Consider the following 18,703-nt stretch of genomic DNA (forward strand, 5'->3'; position numbering starts at 1 on the left):
TAAGGAAAATCCCTGCATGAAACTATTCCCGCTCCACATCGTCCCGAACGACACCAACATCGACTTCATGCGCCACCGCAGGCCGGTGCTCGCGTTGATGGTGGTGCTGCTGCTGGTGTCGCTGGCGATCATCGGCTTCAAGGGCTTCAACTACGCGCTGGAGTTCACCGGCGGCACGGTGGTGCGTACCCACTTCGAGAAGAGCGTCGACGCCGAAGCGGTGCGCGAGCGCCTGGCCGCGGCCGGCTTCGAGAACGCCCAGGTGCAGAGCGTGGGCGGCGGCAACGACCTGATGATCCGCCTGCCGCCCGATGGCGAGCACAACAACGCCGCCGACGCCGCGCAGAAGGTCGCCGAGAAGGTCCGCGCCGCGATCAGCCTGCCCGGCAACGCCGCTACCGCGCAGCCGGGCGAGTTCGTCGGCCCGCAGGTCGGCAAGGACCTGGTGATGAACGGCATCTACGCGACGCTGTTCATGGTGATCGGCTTCCTGATCTACATCGCCGCGCGCTTCGAGTGGAAGTTCGCGATGGTGGCCAGCATCACCGCGTTCTTCGACCTGATCCTGACCGTGGCCTACATGTCGCTGCTCGGCCGCGAGTTCGACCTGACCGTGCTGGCCGGCATGCTGTCGGTGATGGGCTTTGCCATCAACGACATCATCGTGGTGTTCGACCGCGTGCGCGAGAACTTCCGCAGCCTGCGCGTGGAGCCGCTGGAAGTGCTGAACCGCTCGATCAACCAGACGCTGTCGCGCACGGTGATCACCGCGGTGCTGTTCTTCCTGTCGGCGCTGGCGCTGTACCTGTACGGTGGCGAGTCGATGGAAGGCCTGGCCGAGACCCACATGGTCGGCGCGGTGATCGTGGTGGTGTCGTCGGTCATCGTGGCCGTCCCGCTGCTCAGCATCGGGCCGTTCAAGGTCTCCAAGCAGGACCTGCTGCCCAAGGCCAAGGACGTCGAGGAACTGGCGCGCCGCCCGTAAGGCCCGCCACCTCCCGACCGCGAAAGAGCCGCGCACCGCGCGGCTCTTTCCATTTGCGGCCTGCCCGCGATGACGCCGCCGGGGCGCCGGTTCCATGCGGTGGCGTCGGTTGTTTTCGCTGCGGGCGCACACTACGATCCTCGCGGTTCGGCGCCTGCCCGGCGTGTGCCGCGGCGCTGTTTTCCCGTATCCAACCGAGGTTTCCATGGTCATCAAACCGCGTGTGCGCGGCTTCATCTGCGTCACCACCCATCCGGCCGGCTGCGACGCGGCGGTCAAGGAACAGATCGACTACATCAAGGCGCAGCCCAGGCTCGCCCATGGCCCGAAGAAGGTGCTGGTGATCGGTGCGTCCACCGGTTACGGCCTGGCCGCGCGCATCAAGGCCGCCTTCGGCAGCGGCGCCGCCACGCTGGGCGTGTTCTTCGAGCGGCCGGGCAGCGAAAGCAAGCCGGGCACGGCGGGGTGGTACAACTCGGCTGCGTTCGAGAAGTACGCGCACCAGGCCGGCCTGTACGCGCGCAGCGTCAACGGTGATGCATTCTCCGACGAGGTCAAGGCCAAGGTCATCGAGATCATCAAGGCCGACCTGGGCCAGGTCGACCAGGTGGTCTACAGCCTGGCATCGCCGCGCCGCAAGCACCCGAAGACCGGCGAGGTGATCAGCTCCACGCTCAAGCCGATCGGCGCGCCGATCACGCTGCGCGGCCTGGATACCGACAAGGAAGTGCTGACCGAGACCACCCTGCAGCCGGCCAGCGCCGAGGAAATCGCCGGCACCGTGCAGGTGATGGGCGGCGAAGACTGGCAGATGTGGATCGACGCGCTGCTGGAAGCCGGGGTGCTGGCACCGGGCGCGACCACCACCGCGTTCACCTACGTCGGCGAGGAAATCACCCAGGCGATCTACTGGAACGGCTCCATCGGCGCCGCCAAGAAGGACCTGGACGCCAAGGTCAAGGACATCCGCGCCCGCCTGCAGGGCATCGGTGGCGACGCCCGCGTGTCGGTGCTCAAGGCGGTGGTCACCCAGGCCAGCTCGGCGATCCCGACCATGCCGCTGTACCTGTCGCTGCTGTTCAAGGTGATGAAGGACGAGGGCACCCACGAAGGCTGCATCGAGCAGCTCGACACCCTGTACGACATTCTCTACAACGGGCCGCAGGGCGGCGCCAACGCCGCCGACCACATCCGCCGCGACCTGGTCGACGGCAAGGGCCGCAGCGTCGCGCTGGTGGACGAGGAAGGCCGCCTGCGCGCCGACTACAAGGAAATGGCGCCGGAGGTGCAGGGCAGGGTGGTCGCGCTGTGGCCGCAGGTGACCAACGAGAACCTGTACGAGATCAGCGACCTGGCCGGCTACAAGGCGGACTTCCTGCGCCTGTTCGGTTTCGGCATCGACGGCGTGGACTATGACGCCGACGTCAACCCGGACGTGAAGATTGAGAACCTGGTTGACCTGACCTGATACGCAAAAGGCCGGCGTCCACGCCGGCCTTTTCGCATGCGACCCGGGCCGGCCGCTGGCCGGCGCGGTCTTACGCGTTGAACTCGAAGTTCATCTCCGGGCCGGCGGGGCCGACGAAGTCGCCCTGCACGTAATCCACGCCGGAGGTGAACAGCAGGCTCATCGTCGCCGCATCGGAGACGAACTCGGCGATGGTGCGGATGTCCTGCGACTGCGCGCGCGTGGTGATTTCCTGGATCTTGGGCAGCTGCTCGCGGGCCAGTGCCGGGTCCGCGGTGAAGCTGCTGTCCAGCTTGAGGAAACCCGGCTGGAAGTGGGCCAGCAGCTGGAACGAATCGAGCCCGGAACCGAACTGCTCCAGCCCGACCTTGCAACCCAGCGCCGAGGCCGCGGCCAGGAACTGCTGGGCATTGCGCAGGTGGGTGAACACCTTGGCCTCGGGGACCTGCAGCCACAGCTGGTCGCCGGACACCCCCTCGGCCTGCAGGCCGTCGCGGATCACCGCCAGCAGCTGCGGATCGGAGAACGATTCGGGCGTGATCCGCACCATCATGCAGGTGCGATGGCCGGCGCGGCGGCGTTCGCCCAGCGCCTGGATCGCATGCCCGACCACCCAGCGGTTGATCGGCGCCAGCAGGCCCTGGTCCTCGGCGATCGGCAGGAAGGTCGAAGGCCCGACCATCTCGTTGTTGTTGCGCAGCTGCAGCGAGGTGTCGTACAGCTGGATCGCCTCGCCCATGAGGTTGATGACCGGGCGGAAGCGCAGCTGGAAGCCCTCGCCCTCGAGCGCGCCGCGCATCAGCTCCACCCAGCGCTGGATGCGCTCTTCCTCGACGCGGTCGGCGGCCCCCGGGTCGAACACCTTGACCGTGTTGCCGCCCAGTTCGGTCGCGGTGCGGGTGCAGTCGCTGGCGCGGGCCAGCACCTGGCCGACGCTGGCGATCTTCTCGCCGACCTGCACGCCGCCGATGCTGACGGTGACCGTCGCCGAGCGTGCGCCGATGCTGAATACATGTGAGGCGAAGGCGCCGCGCACGCGTTCGGCCAGCCCCATGGTATGCGCGTAGTCGCCCTGGGCGAGGATGGCGAAGCTGTGCTCGCCGAAACGCGCCAGCGACAGGCCGTCGCCGAGCGTTGCGGCCAGATGCTGGCCGAGCGCGGCAACCAGTGCGTCGGCCGAGTCCAGCCCGATGTCGGGCAGCAGCCGCGCGTAGTGGTCCGGCTCCACCAGCAGGAAGCCGTACTGGCCGTCGCTGCGGCTGACCTGGGCCACGGCGTTTTCCAGGTGCACCATGAAGGTCGGGCGGTTGAGCAGGCCGGTGACCTGGTCGCGCTGGCGCAGCGCCTCGACCTCGCGCGCCAGTTCGGGGTCGAACTCCTCGCGGCGGCGGAACACCACCTGGAAGCAGGACTCGCCCTCGTAGGTGGCGGCGGTGAACTCCATCGTCGCCGGGAAGCTCTCGCCATCCTGGTTGCGCGCATGCACCTCGTACTGCGGCGGCGGCGGCTCGCCCTTGCCCAGCGCCTTGAGCAGCTGCTTGAAATCCTCCACATGCTGCGGCGCGACCATGTCCAGCAGCGAAATGCCTTCCACGTCCTCGAACGCGTCGTAGCCGAACATCTCCAGGTAGGCCTCGTTGGCGCGGATGTGCATGCCTTCGTGGATGTAGGCGATGGGGTCGCGCGAAGAGGCGATCAGCGCGTCGCAGCGGCGCTCGGTCTCGCGCATCTGCGCCTCGATGCGGCGCAGGCCGCGGCGGGCCTGCAGGTCGGTCCATTCGTCGCGCACCACGGCCAGCAGGTGCTCGGGCCGGTGGCGCAGGGCAATGGCGCGGATGCCATTGGCACCCGATTCCACCAGCGTCTGCTCGTCCACCTGCTCGGCCAGCGCGATCACCGGGATGTCCTTGCCGCTGGCGGCGATCTGCTGGCTGAGCAGCAGCTGCGGGATCACCTGCGACGGCGCGCACAGCACCAGGTCGATGGCCTGGCTGGACACGATGTCCGCCAGTTCCGCCGGTGCCTGCGGCCGGTATGGGCGGACGGCGATGCCGCTGTTGCGCAAGGTGCTGACGATCGCCTCTGCGTTCTCGGCGCTGTCATCGACGATCAGCAGGCGCAGGGTTGATTCTTTGCCGTTCTGCATTCAGGACTCCCCTCTGACCGGGTTTAATACAACATGGCCGCGGTGCCGTCCATGAGCCGATCGCTTGCCTGTGACGCGGTTCCTGTGCCGGGCTCAGGCCGCCTGTCCGGCCGCGTGCCCGGAGGCCCAGGCCCACTGGAAGTTGTAGCCCCCAGCCAGCCGGTCACGTCCAGCACCTCGCCGACGAAATACAGCCCCGGCACCTGCCGCGATTCGAAGGTGGAGGACGACACCTGGCGCGTGTCCACGCCGCCCAGGGTCACCTCCGCGGTGCGGTAGCCCTCGGTGCCGCTGGCCACCAGCGGGAAATCGGCCAGCAATGCCGCCGCCTGTTTCAACTGCGGCTCGTCGAGCTGGCGCACCGGCCGGTCCGGCAGCCAGTGCTCGCACAGGCGCTGCGCCATCCGCTTGGGCATGACCTCGGCCAGCAACGTGCGCAGTTCGGAGGCGCCGCGCTCGCGTTTCATGCCGCGCAGCCATTGCAGTGCGTCCTGGTCCGGCAGCAGGTCCAGGCGCAGGTCGTCACCGGGCTGCCAGTAGGAGGAAATCTGCAGGATCGCCGGGCCGCTGATCCCGCGGTGGGTGAGCAGCATGAAGTTGCGGAACGCCTGCCCGTTGCAGCGCGCCTCCACCGGCAGCGCCACGCCGCTGAGGTCGGCCAGCCGTTCCTGGTGCCTGCCGCTGAGGGTCAGCGGCACCAGCCCGGCGCGGGTGGGCAGCACCGCGTGGCCGAACTGGCGCGCGACCTCGTAGCCGAAGCCGCTGGCGCCCATGCTGGGAATGGACAGGCCGCCGCTGGCGATCACCAGCGACGCGCAGTGGAACAGGCCGTGGCCGGTGCGCACGCGGAAGCCGTCGGCGCCACGCTCGATGCCCTCCACCGCGCAGTCGGTGCGGATCCGCACCGCGGCCTGCTGGCATTCGTCCAGCAGCATGCGCACGATCAGCTTGGAGGAGATGTCGCAGAACAGCTGCCCCAGCTCCTTCTCGTGCCAGGCGATGCGGTGGCGCTCGACCATGGCGATGAAATCGGCCGGGGTGTAGCGGGCCAGCGCCGATTTGCAGAAATGCGGGTTGGCCGAAATGAAGTTGGCGGCGGTGGTGCCGGTGTTGGTGAAATTGCAGCGCCCGCCGCCGGACATCAGGATCTTCTTGCCCGGCTTGTTGGCGTGGTCGATCACCTGCACCACGCGGCCGCGCTGGCCGGCGGTAAGCGCGCACATCAGGCCGGCCGCGCCGGCGCCGATCACCAGCACGTCGCAGTGCTGGGCAGCCATGCACTGGTTCATCGCAAGCGCGCCACTCAAGCCGCCGCGCGCTTGCGCCAGGCGGGGGTGACGTCGAGCTGGACCTGGTCGTTGAGGATCTGCAGCTCGCCGTCCTGGATCAGCACGCTCCAGCGCATCGCCCGCTGGATCTGCTGGCCCCAGCGCTCGACGAAGCCGGCGTCCAGGTCCACCACCGAGAGGTTGCCGAAGCGGGCCAGGCCCTTGCCCTGCTTCTGCCACCAGATGTCCGAGGCGTTGCCGCCGTAGTTGATCACCTGCACCTGGCGGCTGCGGTTGCACGCCTTGCGCACCCGCGACTCGTCGGGGTGGCCCAGGTCGATCCACTGCAGGATGTCGCCGGTGTAGTCGTGCTGCCACAGGTCCGGTTCGTCGTCGGTGCTCAGCCCGCGGCCGAACTCCAGGCGGTCATCGGCGTTCAGCGCGAAGGCGAGCAGGCGCACCATCAGGCGCTCGTCGGTCTCGGAGGGGTGCTGGGCCAGGGTCAGGTGGTGGGTCGCGTAGTAGCCGCGGTCCATGTCGCTGATCTGCAGCTCGGCCTTGCGGATGGTGGCGGTAAGGGCCATGGGATCACGGGGCAAAGACCGCCATTCTACTGCGCGGGCGCAGCCGCGACGGGCCGCGCTTCAGCGCTGCCGCGCCAGCCACTGGTCCAGGCGCGCGGCGAAGGCCTGGCGGTCGCGCGCGTGCAGGCTGGGCGGGCCGCCGGTCTGCACGCCCGCGCCGCGCAGTTCGGCCATGAAATCGCGTATCGACAGGCGCTGGGCGATGCTGTCGGGCTGAACGGCACGCCGCGCGGGTCCACGGCGGCCGCGCCCCTGGCCAGCACCCGTGCGGCCAGCGGAATGTCCTGGGTGACGACCAGGTCGCCGGCGGCCACGCGTTCGGCGATGGCGTCGTCGGCCACGTCCGGGCCACCGGCGACCTGCATGGCGCGGATGAAACGCGAGGGGGGCGTCTGCAGCCAGCGGTTGGCGACCAGGATCACCTCGATCCGGGTGCGCTCGGCGGCGCGGTACAGGATGTCGCGGATGACCGCCGGGCAGGCGTCGGCGTCCACCCAGATGCGGGGGGAGGGGGCGGCAAGGGTGGATTCCATGGCGCGCAGTCTAGCCGCTGCGCGGGCCCGGGACGGGCCGGAGCCGCCCGATGCGGGGCGCCAAGCCAATGAATTTAGCGGGATTGTTGCCGGGAGGTGGGGTTTCGGTGCGGATGAATGCGGTATTTGTCGCTTTTTGCTGGAAAGCCGCGTATCTTTCGCCCCACTGTGCTTGCAAGGGTCACCGTGAATCGTGGCCTGATGCAGCTGATCTCACCGATCCGCTCATCGTTCCGTTTTACCAACGCCTGCAACTCAGTCTCGGCCCCGATCCCCGGCGGCTGCGATTTCCAATCAATAGTTCCAGGAGTTTGTAATGTCTGAGCGTCAGACCGGCACGGTGAAGTGGTTCAACGATGCCAAGGGTTTTGGTTTCATCACCCCGGAAAGCGGCCCCGACCTGTTCGTGCACTTCCGTGCCATCCAGGGCACCGGCTTCAAGTCGCTGCAGGAAGGCCAGAAGGTGACCTTCGTCGCCGTGCAGGGCCAGAAGGGCATGCAGGCTGACCAGGTGCAGGCGCTGTAATCCAGCCCCCGCAACCGCAAGGTCGCCACGACGCCGGAAGCGAAAGCTTCCGGCGTTTTTGTTTATGGCGCCAGCGCTCCCGCCGGTTTTTGCGCCCGCCCTGCACGGCGGCCTCTCCGGGGCCTTCGGCCGGGGTGCCGGAAACCGGGCTGCCATCGCCGCCGTGCTTGTGACCCCGGGCCCAGCCCCCATCTGCTATCGATGACTATCCCGGTGCTGCATTTCGACAACCGTTTCCTGCGCGAACTGCCCGGCGACGCCGAAACCGGACCGCGCCGGCGCGAGGTGCCGGGCGCGGCCTGGTCGCAGGTCATGCCCAGCCCAGTGGCGGCGCCGCGCCTGCTGGCGCATGCGCCGGAGGTGGCGGCGATGCTGGGTTTCGACCGCGCGGCCGTGCAGGCGCCGGATTTCGCCGCGGTGTTCGCCGGCAATGCGTTGTACCCCGGCATGCAGCCATGGGCGGCGAATTATGGCGGCCACCAGTTCGGGCACTGGGCCGGGCAACTGGGTGATGGCCGCGCCATTTCGCTCGGCGAATTGCTGGCCGATGGCCGGCGCTGGGAGCTGCAGCTCAAGGGGGCCGGGCCAACGCCCTATTCGCGCGGCGCGGACGGCCGCGCGGTGCTGCGCTCGTCGATCCGCGAATTCCTGTGTTCGGAGGCCATGCATCACCTGGGCGTGCCGACCACGCGTGCGCTGAGCCTGGTCGCCACCGGCGAGACGGTGGTCCGCGACATGTTCTACGACGGCCATCCGCGCGGTGAGCCGGGCGCGGTGGTGTGCCGGGTGGCGCCTTCGTTCCTGCGCTTCGGCAGTTTCGAGTTGCCGGCGGCACGCGGCGACCGGGCGTTGCTGCGGCAGCTGGTGGATTTCTGCATCGACCGCGACTTTCCGCAGTTGCCGCCCGGCCCCTCGCGCCATGCCGACTGGTTCGCCGGGATCTGCACGCGCACCGCGGTGCTGGTGGCGCAGTGGATGCGGGTGGGCTTCGTGCACGGGGTGATGAACACCGACAACATGTCGGTGCTGGGCCTGACCCTGGACTACGGCCCGTATGGCTGGATCGAGGATTACGACCCGGACTGGACGCCGAACACCACCGACGCGCAGGGCCGCCGCTACCGTTTCGGTGCGCAGATGCAGGTGGCGTACTGGAACCTGGTGCGGCTGGCGCAGGCGCTGTCGCCGCTGTTCGCGGAGGCGGCGCCGCTGCAGGCGGGGCTGGATGCGTTCCAGGCGCGTTACGCGGCCGAAGCCCGCGGCCACCTGGTCGCCAAGCTCGGGCTGGGCGACTACCGCGAGGGCGACGAGGCGCTGATGGCCCGGTTCCAGGCACTGCTGCATGCCGGCGAGATGGACATGACCCTGGCGTTCCGGGCGCTGCTCGACGTCGACCCGCAGCGGCCGGACGTGGCGGCGCTGGAGGGTGCGTTCTATTCGCCCGCGCGCCGCGAGCGGGTGATGCCGGATCTGCTGGACTGGCTGCAGTGCCACGCCGCGCGCGTGCGCGGGGCCGGCCTGGATGCCGCCGCCCGGCGCCGGGTCATGCAGGTGGCCAATCCAAAATACGTACTGCGCAACTGGCTGGTGCAGCAGGCCATCGACCGCGCCGAGCAGGGCGACAGCGGCGGCATCGACGAACTGCTGGAGGTGATGCGGCGTCCCGGCGACGAGCAGCCCGGCCGCGAAGCGTTCGCCCGGCGGCGTCCCGACTGGGCGCGTACGCGCGCCGGCTGCGCCATGCTGTCGTGCAGTTCCTGATTCCTTCCCTTCCGAATGACCCGATGACGAACCCCTATCCCGACTGGTCCAGCACGATCCGCGACGTGGCCGACTTCCGCGGCCCGGTATCCGCTTCAAGGACATCACCCCGCTGCTGGCCGATGCCGATGGCTTCCGCGCGGCGATCGCGGCGATGGCCGAGCCCTGGCGCGCGGCCGGCGTGCAGGCGGTGCTGGGGGTGGAGGCGCGCGGCTTCATCCTCGGCGCCGCGCTGGCGCTGGAACTGGGCGCCGGCTTCGTGCCGGTGCGCAAGCCGGGCAAGCTGCCCGGCGCCACCCTGGCCCAGGAGTACGCGCTGGAGTACGGCAGCGACCGCATCGAGGTCTGCGCCGGTGCCATCGCCCCGGCACTAGGGTGCTGCTGATCGACGACGTGCTCGCCACCGGCGGTACGCTGGCCGCGGCGCTGCTGCTGGCGCGGCGGCTGGAGGCCGAGGTACTCGGGGCGGCGGTGCTGGTGGAACTGGACGGGCTGGGCGGCCGTCCGCGCTGGCCGGCAGGGCTGCCGCTGCAGGCCACGCTGGTGTATTGAGTCCCGGCTTCGTGGTGAGGCGTCGGTAGGTGCGGGGCTTGCCCCGCACGGAACCTGCCGGTGGAGCCTCGGTGCGGGGCAAGCCCCGCACCTGCGGCCTCATGCCAGCCGGGTCCGCTGGAGGGGCAGGATCGTGTTCTGGCTTACAGCTTGCGCACGCGGAAGCGCCTGCCCTTGATCTTGCCCGCTTCCAGTCGTGCCACCGCCTTGCCGGCGTGCTCGCGGGCGATGGCCACATAGGAGCGGGTGGGGAAGATGTCGATCTTGCCGATGGTCTTGGCCGACAACCCGGCATCGCCGGTGAGCGCGCCGAGGATGTCCCCGGCGCGCAGCTTGTCGGTCTTGCCGCCATCGATCCGCAGCGTGGTCATCGCCGCCTGTGGCAGCTGTGCCGGGCGTGCGGTGGCCAGCGGGGTCTTCTGCCAGTCCAGCGCGCTGCCCTGGTCGGCTTCCAGTGCATCGGCGCGGTGGCGCTCGCGGCCGGCGACCAGGCTCAGCGCCAGGCCGCGGCGGCCGGCGCGGGCGGTGCGGCCGACGCGGTGGCGGTAGGTGTCCAGGTCGCTGGGCATTTCGTAGTTGACCACCGCGGCCAGCTCTTCCACGTCCAGGCCGCGCGCGGCCACGTCGCTGGCGACCAGCACGTTGCAGCTGCGGTTGGCGAACTGCAGCAGGACCTCGTCGCGGTCGCGCTGTTCCATGTCGCCATGCAGGGCCAGCGCCGAGAAGCCGAACTGGCGCAGTGAATTGGCCACCTCGTCCACGTCCTTGCGGGTGTTGCAGAACACCACCGCCGATTCGGGCGTGTACCTGAGCAGCAGCCCGGCCAGCGCCTTCTGCCGGTGCGCCGGCTCGACCTCGAAGAACAGGTGCTGGATCGCCGGGGCTTCCTGCTGGCCATTGATGGTGACTTCCACCGGGTCATCAAGCAGGGCGCGCGCCAGTTCGCGGATGGCGTCGGGGAACGTGGCCGAGAACAGCAGGCTCTGCCGCTCCTTGTGGGTGCGCCCGGCGATCTCGCGGATGGGCTCCTCGAAGCCCATGTCGAGCATGCGGTCGGCTTCGTCGAGCACGAACGTGCGCACCTGGCCGAGGTTGAGCGCGCGCCTGCGCGCCAGTTCCTGCACGCGGCCGGGCGTGCCCACCACCACCTGCGGGTCGTGCGCCTCCAGCGACGCCAGCTGCGGGCCCAGCGGCACGCCGCCGGTCAGTACCAGCAGCTTGAGGTTGGGGATGCCGGTGGCCAGTTTGCGCAGCTGCCGGCCGACCTGGTCGGCCAGTTCGCGGGTAGGGCACAGCACCAGCGCCTGGGTACGCAGGGTGGCCGGGTCGAGCCGGTTCAGCAGGCCCAGGCCGAAGGCGGCGGTCTTGCCGCTGCCGGTGGGAGCCTGGGCGATCACGTCGCGCCCGTCCAGGATGGGCGGCAGGCTCTGTGCCTGCACCGGGGTCATGGCGGTATAGCCCAGCGCGTCGATGCCGGGTGCGAGGGCCGGGATCAGCGGCAACGAGGAGAAATCGGTCATGCCGTATTTTCGCAGATGCCGGCGGGCCGTGCCGCCCTGGTGGCCGCCGCGGCGCGCCCGATTCAGGACAGCGCACGTACCGCGAGGTTGATCAGCAGACCGCCGCCGAGCAGCCAGGCGGCCAGCAGCGCGGCCAGCAGCATCGGCCGCGGACCGGCCTGGCGCAGGGCCGAGACATGGGTGGTCAGGCCCAGCGCGGCCATCGCCATCGCCAGCAGCGCGGTGTCCAGCTCGACCAGGGCGGCGACCAGCCCGGCGGGCAGCAACTGCAGCGAGTTGAAGCCGACCATGCCGATGAAGCCGAACGCGAACCAGGGCACGGCGATCCTGGAGCGCGTGCCCTGGCGGTCGCGGCGGCCGCGTGCCAGCAGTGCCGACAGGCACACCAGGAACGGCGCCAGCATCATCACCCGCACCATCTTGGCGATGACCGCCGCGTCGGCGGCCGGCTGGCTGACCGCGCGGCCGGCGGCGACCACCTGGGCCACCTCATGCACGGTGGAGCCGGTGAATACGCCGTAGCCGGTTTCGTCCAGCGGCATCCAGCCGGCATGCAGGCCCCACTGGTACAGCAGCGGGTACAGGAACATCGCCAGGGTGCCGAACACGACCACCGTGGCCACGGCGATGGCAACCTGCTCGGCGCGGCCCTTGACCACCGGCTCGGCGGCCATCACCGCCGCGGCGCCGCAGATGGAGCTGCCGGCGCCGATCAGCAGCGCGGTGTTGCGCTCCAGCCCAAGCACGCGGGTGCCCAGCCACCACGCCAGGGCGAAGGTGGAGCACAGCACCAGCGCGTCGATCAGCACCCCGGCGACGCCGACCTGGCCGATGTCCTGCACGGTCAGGCGCAGGCCGTAGAGGACGATGCCGGCACGCAGCAGGGTCGCCTTGGAGAAGCCCACGCCTGCCGCCGCGCGCGGCGCCAGCCTGCCGTAGGCGGTGTTGCCCAGGGCGATACCGAGCAGGATCGCCAGCGTCAGCGCACTGATGCCATGGGCCTGCAGCCACGGCAGGGTACCCAGCCACAGGGAAAGCATGGCGATGGCGGCGGTCAACAGCAGGCCGGGGAGGCGATGTGGGTGGGCCGGGGCGTGGCCCTGGAGGGCGGTGTTCATGACGGACGGTTATGAGGAGATGGCCCATCCTGCCGTCGCGCCAATAATCTGTAAAACAGATAATATTCGTATGGATAAACAATATTTCAGGTAAATAATGCATCTCTCCCTGCGCCAGCTGCAGATTTTCTCCGCCGTCGCCGAAACCGGCACCACCACCGCCGCGGGCGAGGCCATCGGCCTGTCGCAGTCGGCGGTAAGTGCGGCCCTGGGCGAGCTGGAGAGCCTGCTCGGGCTGGCCGTGTTCGACCGCGTCGGACGCCGGCTGGTGCTCAACGGCCACGGCCGTGCGCTGCTGCCCGAGGCACGGGCGCTGCTGGCGGCCGTGGACGATATCGAGCGCCGCTACGGCCGGGCCGGGGAGGCCGCCGCGCCGGTGCGCTGGCGGGTCGGCGCCAGCACTACCATCGGCAACTACCTGATGCCGTCGCGCATCGCCGACCTGCGCGAGCGCAACGACCAGGCCCGGGTCGACCTGGTGATCGGCAATACCCGCGAAGTCGCCGCTGCGGTGCAGCGGCTGGAGGTGGACATCGGCCTGATCGAGGGCCCGTGTCACGAGCCGGGGCTGGACGTGGCGCCCTGGCGCGAGGACGAACTGGTCGTCGTGTTCGGCGATCGCCACCCGCACGCGGCGGCACTGCGGGCCGGTGCGGACATGGCGCGGCTGCGCGGTGCCTGCTGGTTGCTGCGCGAGCCGGGCTCGGGCACCCGCGAGGCGGCCGAGCAGGCGCTGCTGCCGCACCTGCACCGGTTCGCCGAGGTACTGCAGCTCGGCGGTACCGAGGCGATCAAGCAGGGCGCCGTCGCCGGGCTGGGCCTGGCCTGCCTGTCGCGGCACGCGGTGGCCGATCTCATCGCACTGGGCCGGCTGCACGTGCTGGCCACGCCGTTGCCGCCGCTGCGGCGGCAGCTGTGGGTGCTGCGGCACCCGGGCAGGCCGGTGGCGGCCAGCCTGCGGCGGCTGCTGGCGCTGGATCCGGGCACGTTCGCCGACGCCTGAGCGCGGCTCCCGTACAATGCGCGCATGCCTTTGATCACCCTGCAGAACGTCGACTACAGCGTCGGCGGCCCGTTGTTGCTGGAGAAAGCCGAACTGTCGATCGAAAGTGGCGAGCGCATCGCCCTGATCGGCCGCAACGGCGCCGGCAAATCCACCCTGATGAAGCTGATGGCCGGCGAACTGAAGCCGGACGACGGCGAAGTGCGCGTCCAGCAGGGCGTGCGCGTCACCCGCCTGGAGCAGGAGGTACCGCATGGCGCCGCCGGCAGCGTGTTCGACGTGGTCGCCGATGGCCTGGGTGAACTCGGCCACTGGCTGGCCGAGTTCCACCGGCTGAGCCATGCCGACGTGTTCGATGGCGATGCCATGGGCAAGGTGCAGGCCAGGATCGACGCCGCCGATGGCTGGGCGCTGGACCAGCGCGTGTCCGAAACCCTGACCAAGCTGGAGCTGGACGGCGATGCCGAGTTCGGGCGCCTGTCCGGCGGCATGAAGCGCCGCGTGCTGCTGGCGCGCGCGCTGGTCGCCGGGCCCGACGTACTGCTGCTGGACGAGCCGACCAACCACCTGGACATCGAGGCCATCGACTGGCTGGAAGGCTTCCTCAAGGGCTGGAACGGCTGCGTGGTGTTCGTCACCCATGACCGCCGCTTCCTGCGTGCGCTGGCCACCCGCATCGTCGAGATCGACCGCGGCCAGGTGACCAGCTGGCCGGGTGACTGGGACAACTACGCGCGCCGCCGCGAGGAACGGCTCAACGCGCAGGCGCAGGAGAACGCACGCTTCGACAAGCTGCTGGCGCAGGAGGAAGTGTGGATCCGGCAGGGCATCAAGGCGCGCCGCACCCGTGACGAAGGCCGCGTGCGCCGGCTCAAGGCCATGCGCGTGGAACGCAGCCAGCGCCGCGAGCTGGGCGGCAACGTCCGCCTGGAAGCGGCCTCGGGCGAGAACTCCGGCAAGAAGGTCATCGACGTCAGGGACGTCAGCTTCGCGTTCGGCGAGCGGGTGATGATCAGGGATTTCTCGACCACGATCCTGCGCGGCGACCGCATCGGCCTGATCGGCCCCAACGGCAGCGGCAAGACCACCCTGCTCAAGCTGCTGCTGGGCGAACTGCAGCCGGATGCCGGCGAGGTGCGCCAGGGCACCAACCTGCAGATCGCCTATTTCGACCAGTACCGCGCCACCCTGCGCGAGGACTGGAGCGCGATCGAGAACGTGGCCGAGGGCGCGGACTTCATCGACCTCAACGGCAAGCGCAAGCACGTGCACGCCTACCTGCAGGACTTCCTGTTCACCCCGAGCGCGCGCGGGCGCCGATCACCCGCCTGTCCGGCGGCGAGCGCAACCGCCTGCTGCTGGCCAAGCTGTTCGCGCAGCCGTCCAACCTGCTGGTGATGGACGAACCGACCAACGACCTGGACGTGGAGACCCTGGAGCTGCTGGAGGAGCTGCTGGGCGACTACACCGGCACCCTGCTGCTGGTCAGCCACGACCGCGATTTCCTCGACAACGTGGTCACCTCCACCCTGGTGCTGGAAGGCGAGGGCAGGGTCGGCGATTACGTCGGCGGCTATACCGACTCGCTGCGCCAGCGCCCGGCGCCGGCGCAGAGCGGCATGGCCGTGGCCAGGGCCTCGGCCACGGCGGTACCGGCCGCGAAGCCGGCGACCACGCCGGCGGCCGCTGCCGAGCCGGCGCCGGCCAGGCGCAAGCTCAGTTTCAAGGACGCGCGCGAACTGGAACAGCTGCCGGCGAAGATCGAACAGCTGGAGCGCGACGTGGAAGGCCTGACCGGCGCGATGAACGACCCGGCGTTCTACACCCGTTCCAGCGCCGAGGTCAGCGCGCACACCCAGCAGTTGGCCCGGGTGCAGGCGGAACTGGATGCGGCCTACGCGCGCTGGGAAGAACTCGACGGCTGAGCCTGGCTGCCGCCCGGCCCACCGGTGCTCACGGGTGGGCGCAGCGCCGCGGCGTTCCTCCAGCGCCGCGCCAACCGCGGTTGCGGCCGTGTGACAATCGCCGTGCACGGGCGCCGGTCATCGACCCCGCTTCCCGGGTTTCTGCATGGAGCATGCGATGGAAATGCCGTTTTCGGTGCAGCGCATCGACCATGTGGTGTTCCGCGTGCGCGACCTGTCGCGCAGCACCGCCTTCTACCAGGCCGTGCTCGGCTGCGAGGTGGTCAGGCGGCGCGCGCACCTGGGCCTGGTACACCTGCGCGCCGGCGCGTCGATGATCGACCTGGTCAGCGTGGACGGCGCCCTGGGCGCCCGTGGCGGTGCCGCGCCGGGGCAGGGCGCGCGCAACGTGGATCACCTGTGCCTGCGGGTCGAACCATTCGACGAGGCGGGCATCGTCGCCCACCTGGGGCGCCATGGGGTCGCCGTGCCGGCCGCGGCGGAGGTCAACTTCGGCGCCGAGGGCGACGGACTGTCGCTGTATTTCAGTGATCCGGACGGCAACGTGATCGAGCTCAAGGGCCCCGCGCGGCCGCCGGGCTGACGGCGCCGGCTCAGAGGTCGTCCGTTGCTGCGGCCTCGCCGCCGTGCGGCAATTCGAAGAACGCCCAGAACGGCACGTTGTCCGCGGCCCAGCTGGCCGCGGCTTCGGAGAGGACGTCCAGCAGGGTGTCGAAATCCGCCGGGCTGGCGTCGCGCAGGTCGCCGGCATCGCCGAACAACAGCGCATACCCCCTGGCCGGCAGCCAGGACAGGTCGCGCAGCGCATCGGACAACGCATCCCAGTTGCGGCCGCGGCCCGCCGGGAAATCCAGTTGGGTGCCGATGCGCAGCAGCAGGGTGCGCTTGTCGGTGCATGATTCCAGGTCCACGCGCAGCACCTTGAGCCCGGCATCGCGCGCGGCCGCCGCCAGCCCGCCGAGATCGCCGTGGGCCACGCCATAGACCCCGGCCTGGCCCACGTCCTCCAGGCCCATGTCGAATCCGCTGTCGCTCATTGCGCGCCTCCGTTGGCCGGGACCTGGAAATCACGGAAGGTCTCGTAGTGGTCGTCGGTGTAGTACCAGACGTCGGGCGGATCGCCGCCGGTGACGATCCGCCGCGCGCCGCGGTGGCCGAGGTCGGGCGTGCGCACGGTGTACTCGCGGTAGTAGCCGCGCGGGCGCTGCGGCAGGCGCCGTTCGCGGTTGCCGAACACGCTGCCGTCCTGGCGGTGCGGGAACGGGCCGCCGCGCAGGATCAGCGCGATGGTGTCGTGCGCCTCCGCTGGCAGGAAGGCCGGCAGTGCGTCGCCCGCGCCGGACCGGCGCGGCTCGCCAGCGCGCTCCGGCGCCACGGCCTGGCCCAGCGCCGGCGCGAACTGCGGGGGCGCTGGCTGCTGCAGCGTGCGCATGGCCCACAGGCCGGCCACCAGCACGACCACGGCGGTGAGCAGAAGCAACGGTTTGCGCATGGAGCCGGGCCTGTGTCGCGTGCAAAGGGCGATTATCGCGCCTGCGCGCGTTTTTTCTTGAACGCGGGCCATCGGCCGGCGGCGGCGGGCGCTGTGCCGTGCCGGCGCGTGGAACACGCGGATTTCGCGGCGCGCGTGAGGTTTGTACCCACGGCAGGACGAAGTTTCCTTTACATCGACCTTGGTAAGTTGCCGCTTCCTGCCTACCATTGCCGGTGCACTGCCCGGCATGCGCCGGGCCCCCGAACCCAGGCATCACACCCAAGGAGAATCCTCATGGCCTACACCCTGCCCAAGCTGCCCTACGCTTACGACGCGCTGGAACCGTACATGGATGCGGCCACGGTGGAGATCCACTACTCCAAGCACCACCAGACCTACGTCAACAACCTCAATGCGCTGGTCGAGGGCACCGAGTACGCCGACCTGCCCATCGACGACCTGCTGCGCAAGGTCAAGACCCTGCCGGAGAACCTGCAGCAGGGCGTCCGCAACCAGGGCGGCGGCCACGGCAACCACTCGCTGTTCTGGGACGTGATCGGCCCGAACGCCGGTGGCACCCGGGTGGCGCGCTGGGCAAGGCGATCGACGAGCAGCTCGGCGGTTTCGACAAGTTCAAGGAGGCCTTCACCAAGGCCGCGCTGACCCAGTTCGGTTCGGGTTGGGCCTGGCTGAGCGTGACCGCCGACAAGAAGCTGGTGGTGGAGAAGACCGGCAACCAGGAAAGCCCGCTGATGGAGGGCCGTACCCCGGTGCTGACCATCGACGTGTGGGAACACGCCTACTACCTGAAGTTCCAGAACCGCCGCGCCGAGTTCATCGAGACCTTCTACAGCCTGATCAACTGGAAGGAAGTGGAACGCCGCTACGAGGAAGCCGTGGCCTGACCGGTCGCGGTGATCGACGCGGGCGGGGCAGTGCCCCGTCCCGCGCACGGATGACCAACGAAGCCGGGCGGAAACGTCCGGCTTCGCCGTTCACGGCGCCGATGGATCGGCCGGCGTTTCGCCGATCAGGCGCAGGGTGGTCATCACCCCCAGCACCAGCGGCGCCGGTTCCTCGCCGGTGGGTGCCAGCGCCACTGCCTGCTGGGCCACGTCGGCGAAGCTGCGGACCTGGTAGAGCACGTCCAGGCCATGCGGGCGGCCCCCGGACGTGCCGCCGGCGGCCGGCTGCCGCGCCGACGGGTTCCGCCGTGCCGGCTGGAAGCCCGGCAGTTGCCGGACCAGTTCGTCGGTGGGCGCGGAGAACTCGCCCACGACCAGCGATGGCTGGTCCGCGTCGGTCGCGCCGATCCAGGCGAGCAGGTCCGCCGCCTGCCGCGCCCGCACCTCCGGGTCGTTGCCCTCCGGGGCGATGCGCGCGACGTAGATGTTGACCGCCTGCCGCTGCAGGCGCGCACGCTGCATGCCGGCGGCGGTGAGCTGCCCCGGGCCATGCAGCAGGGTCAGCCCGTCCTCGATCACGTCCAGTCCGGCCAGCAGCGCGCTGCCGCGGCGCTGCGCATGGCTGGGCGGGTCGGCGGTGATGAAGTCGCAGCTGTAGCTGAGCCGGGTGGCCAGCCAGCAGGCGGCGTTGGGTGCGCCCGGCGACTGCCGCACGTCCTGCACCGCGATCACGTCCGCGCGCAGGTCCGCCAGCAGTTCCAGGATCCGCCCGCGCTGGCGCTCCCACTGCGCGCTGTCCTGGGGCAGCCGCAGGCTGGCGATCCGCAGCACCGGCGGGGCGGGCTCGGCGGCCACGGCGAAAGACAAGGCGAGCAGCGCCAGACAGCCCCAGTGCTTCATTGCGACGACCAGTACGGACTGGCGGCCATGCTAGC

General features: G+C 70.0%; 13 protein-coding genes and 5 pseudogenes. 9 read left to right on the forward strand and 9 right to left on the reverse strand.

Annotation, left to right across the window (positions count from 1 at the left end; all coding sequences use genetic code 11):
- Positions 1-16: 16 nt before the first annotated feature.
- Entirely contained in the window at positions 17-985 is a 969-nt protein-coding gene (locus B1L07_07605) for a protein-export membrane protein SecF (protein AUZ54980.1), read from the forward strand.
- A 205-nt stretch (positions 986-1,190) separates the two neighbouring features.
- Complete coding sequence (locus B1L07_07610) at positions 1,191-2,453, forward strand: trans-2-enoyl-CoA reductase (protein ID AUZ54981.1); 1,263 nt, start codon at positions 1,191-1,193, stop codon at positions 2,451-2,453.
- 70 nt (positions 2,454-2,523) lie between these two features.
- Here the strand turns inward: B1L07_07610 and B1L07_07615 are convergent, their stop codons facing one another.
- The 4 genes and pseudogenes from B1L07_07615 to B1L07_07630 form a co-directional block, all read right to left on the reverse strand.
- Positions 2,524-4,599: a PAS domain S-box protein gene (locus B1L07_07615; protein ID AUZ54982.1), complete on the reverse strand. Its 2,076-nt coding sequence runs from the start codon at positions 4,597-4,599 to the stop codon at positions 2,524-2,526.
- Between the two features lie 93 nt (positions 4,600-4,692).
- Positions 4,693-5,876: pseudogene (locus B1L07_07620) on the reverse strand (hypothetical protein).
- A gap of 26 nt (positions 5,877-5,902) precedes the next feature.
- A complete protein-coding gene (locus B1L07_07625) occupies positions 5,903-6,451 on the reverse strand; it encodes a hypothetical protein (protein ID AUZ54983.1) in 549 nt (182 codons plus the stop codon).
- Between the two features lie 60 nt (positions 6,452-6,511).
- Positions 6,512-6,984: pseudogene (locus B1L07_07630) on the reverse strand (hypothetical protein).
- A 316-nt stretch (positions 6,985-7,300) separates the two neighbouring features.
- Here B1L07_07630 and B1L07_07635 point away from each other — a divergent pair.
- The 3 genes and pseudogenes from B1L07_07635 to B1L07_07645 all read left to right on the forward strand — a co-directional run bounded on the left by B1L07_07635 (position 7,301) and on the right by B1L07_07645 (position 9,823).
- Complete coding sequence (locus B1L07_07635) at positions 7,301-7,510, forward strand: cold-shock protein (protein ID AUZ54984.1); 210 nt, start codon at positions 7,301-7,303, stop codon at positions 7,508-7,510.
- Between the two features lie 207 nt (positions 7,511-7,717).
- Positions 7,718-9,271 (forward strand): hypothetical protein, encoded by a 1,554-nt coding sequence (locus tag B1L07_07640; GenBank protein ID AUZ56508.1) that lies wholly within the window; start codon positions 7,718-7,720, stop codon positions 9,269-9,271.
- 23 nt (positions 9,272-9,294) lie between these two features.
- Positions 9,295-9,823 (forward strand): annotated as a pseudogene (locus tag B1L07_07645) (adenine phosphoribosyltransferase).
- A gap of 143 nt (positions 9,824-9,966) precedes the next feature.
- Here B1L07_07645 and B1L07_07650 read toward each other — a convergent pair.
- Together B1L07_07650 and B1L07_07655 are read right to left on the reverse strand one after the other, a co-directional pair.
- Positions 9,967-11,343: an ATP-dependent RNA helicase DbpA gene (locus B1L07_07650; protein ID AUZ54985.1), complete on the reverse strand. Its 1,377-nt coding sequence runs from the start codon at positions 11,341-11,343 to the stop codon at positions 9,967-9,969.
- A 62-nt stretch (positions 11,344-11,405) separates the two neighbouring features.
- A complete protein-coding gene (locus B1L07_07655) occupies positions 11,406-12,461 on the reverse strand; it encodes a hypothetical protein (protein AUZ54986.1) in 1,056 nt (351 codons plus the stop codon).
- A 97-nt stretch (positions 12,462-12,558) separates the two neighbouring features.
- Here B1L07_07655 and B1L07_07660 point away from each other — a divergent pair, with 97 nt between their 5' ends.
- From B1L07_07660 to B1L07_07670, 3 genes and pseudogenes are all read left to right on the forward strand, one after another.
- Positions 12,559-13,464: a LysR family transcriptional regulator gene (locus B1L07_07660; protein ID AUZ54987.1), complete on the forward strand. Its 906-nt coding sequence runs from the start codon at positions 12,559-12,561 to the stop codon at positions 13,462-13,464.
- Positions 13,465-13,488: 24 nt separating this feature from the next.
- Positions 13,489-15,389 (forward strand): annotated as a pseudogene (locus B1L07_07665) (ABC transporter ATP-binding protein).
- A 157-nt stretch (positions 15,390-15,546) separates the two neighbouring features.
- Positions 15,547-15,972, forward strand: a complete 426-nt coding sequence (locus tag B1L07_07670; GenBank protein AUZ56509.1) for a hypothetical protein — start codon at positions 15,547-15,549, stop codon at positions 15,970-15,972.
- A gap of 10 nt (positions 15,973-15,982) precedes the next feature.
- Here B1L07_07670 and B1L07_07675 read toward each other — a convergent pair whose 3' ends face one another.
- Both B1L07_07675 and B1L07_07680 read right to left on the reverse strand, forming a co-directional pair.
- Complete coding sequence (locus tag B1L07_07675) at positions 15,983-16,426, reverse strand: barnase inhibitor (GenBank protein AUZ54988.1); 444 nt, start codon at positions 16,424-16,426, stop codon at positions 15,983-15,985.
- Positions 16,423-16,881 (reverse strand): ribonuclease, encoded by a 459-nt coding sequence (locus tag B1L07_07680; GenBank protein AUZ54989.1) that lies wholly within the window; start codon positions 16,879-16,881, stop codon positions 16,423-16,425. Before B1L07_07680 ends, B1L07_07675 begins: the two co-directional genes overlap by 4 nt.
- Before the next feature lie 276 nt (positions 16,882-17,157).
- Here B1L07_07680 and B1L07_07685 point away from each other — a divergent pair.
- Positions 17,158-17,768: pseudogene (locus tag B1L07_07685) on the forward strand (superoxide dismutase).
- Between the two features lie 90 nt (positions 17,769-17,858).
- Here B1L07_07685 and B1L07_07690 read toward each other — a convergent pair.
- Positions 17,859-18,668, reverse strand: a complete 810-nt coding sequence (locus B1L07_07690; protein ID AUZ54990.1) for a hypothetical protein — start codon at positions 18,666-18,668, stop codon at positions 17,859-17,861.
- Positions 18,669-18,703 lie beyond the last annotated feature (35 nt).

The sequence above is a fragment of the Stenotrophomonas acidaminiphila genome (genome assembly GCA_002951995.1).
Classification (GTDB): domain Bacteria; phylum Pseudomonadota; class Gammaproteobacteria; order Xanthomonadales; family Xanthomonadaceae; genus Stenotrophomonas; species Stenotrophomonas acidaminiphila_A.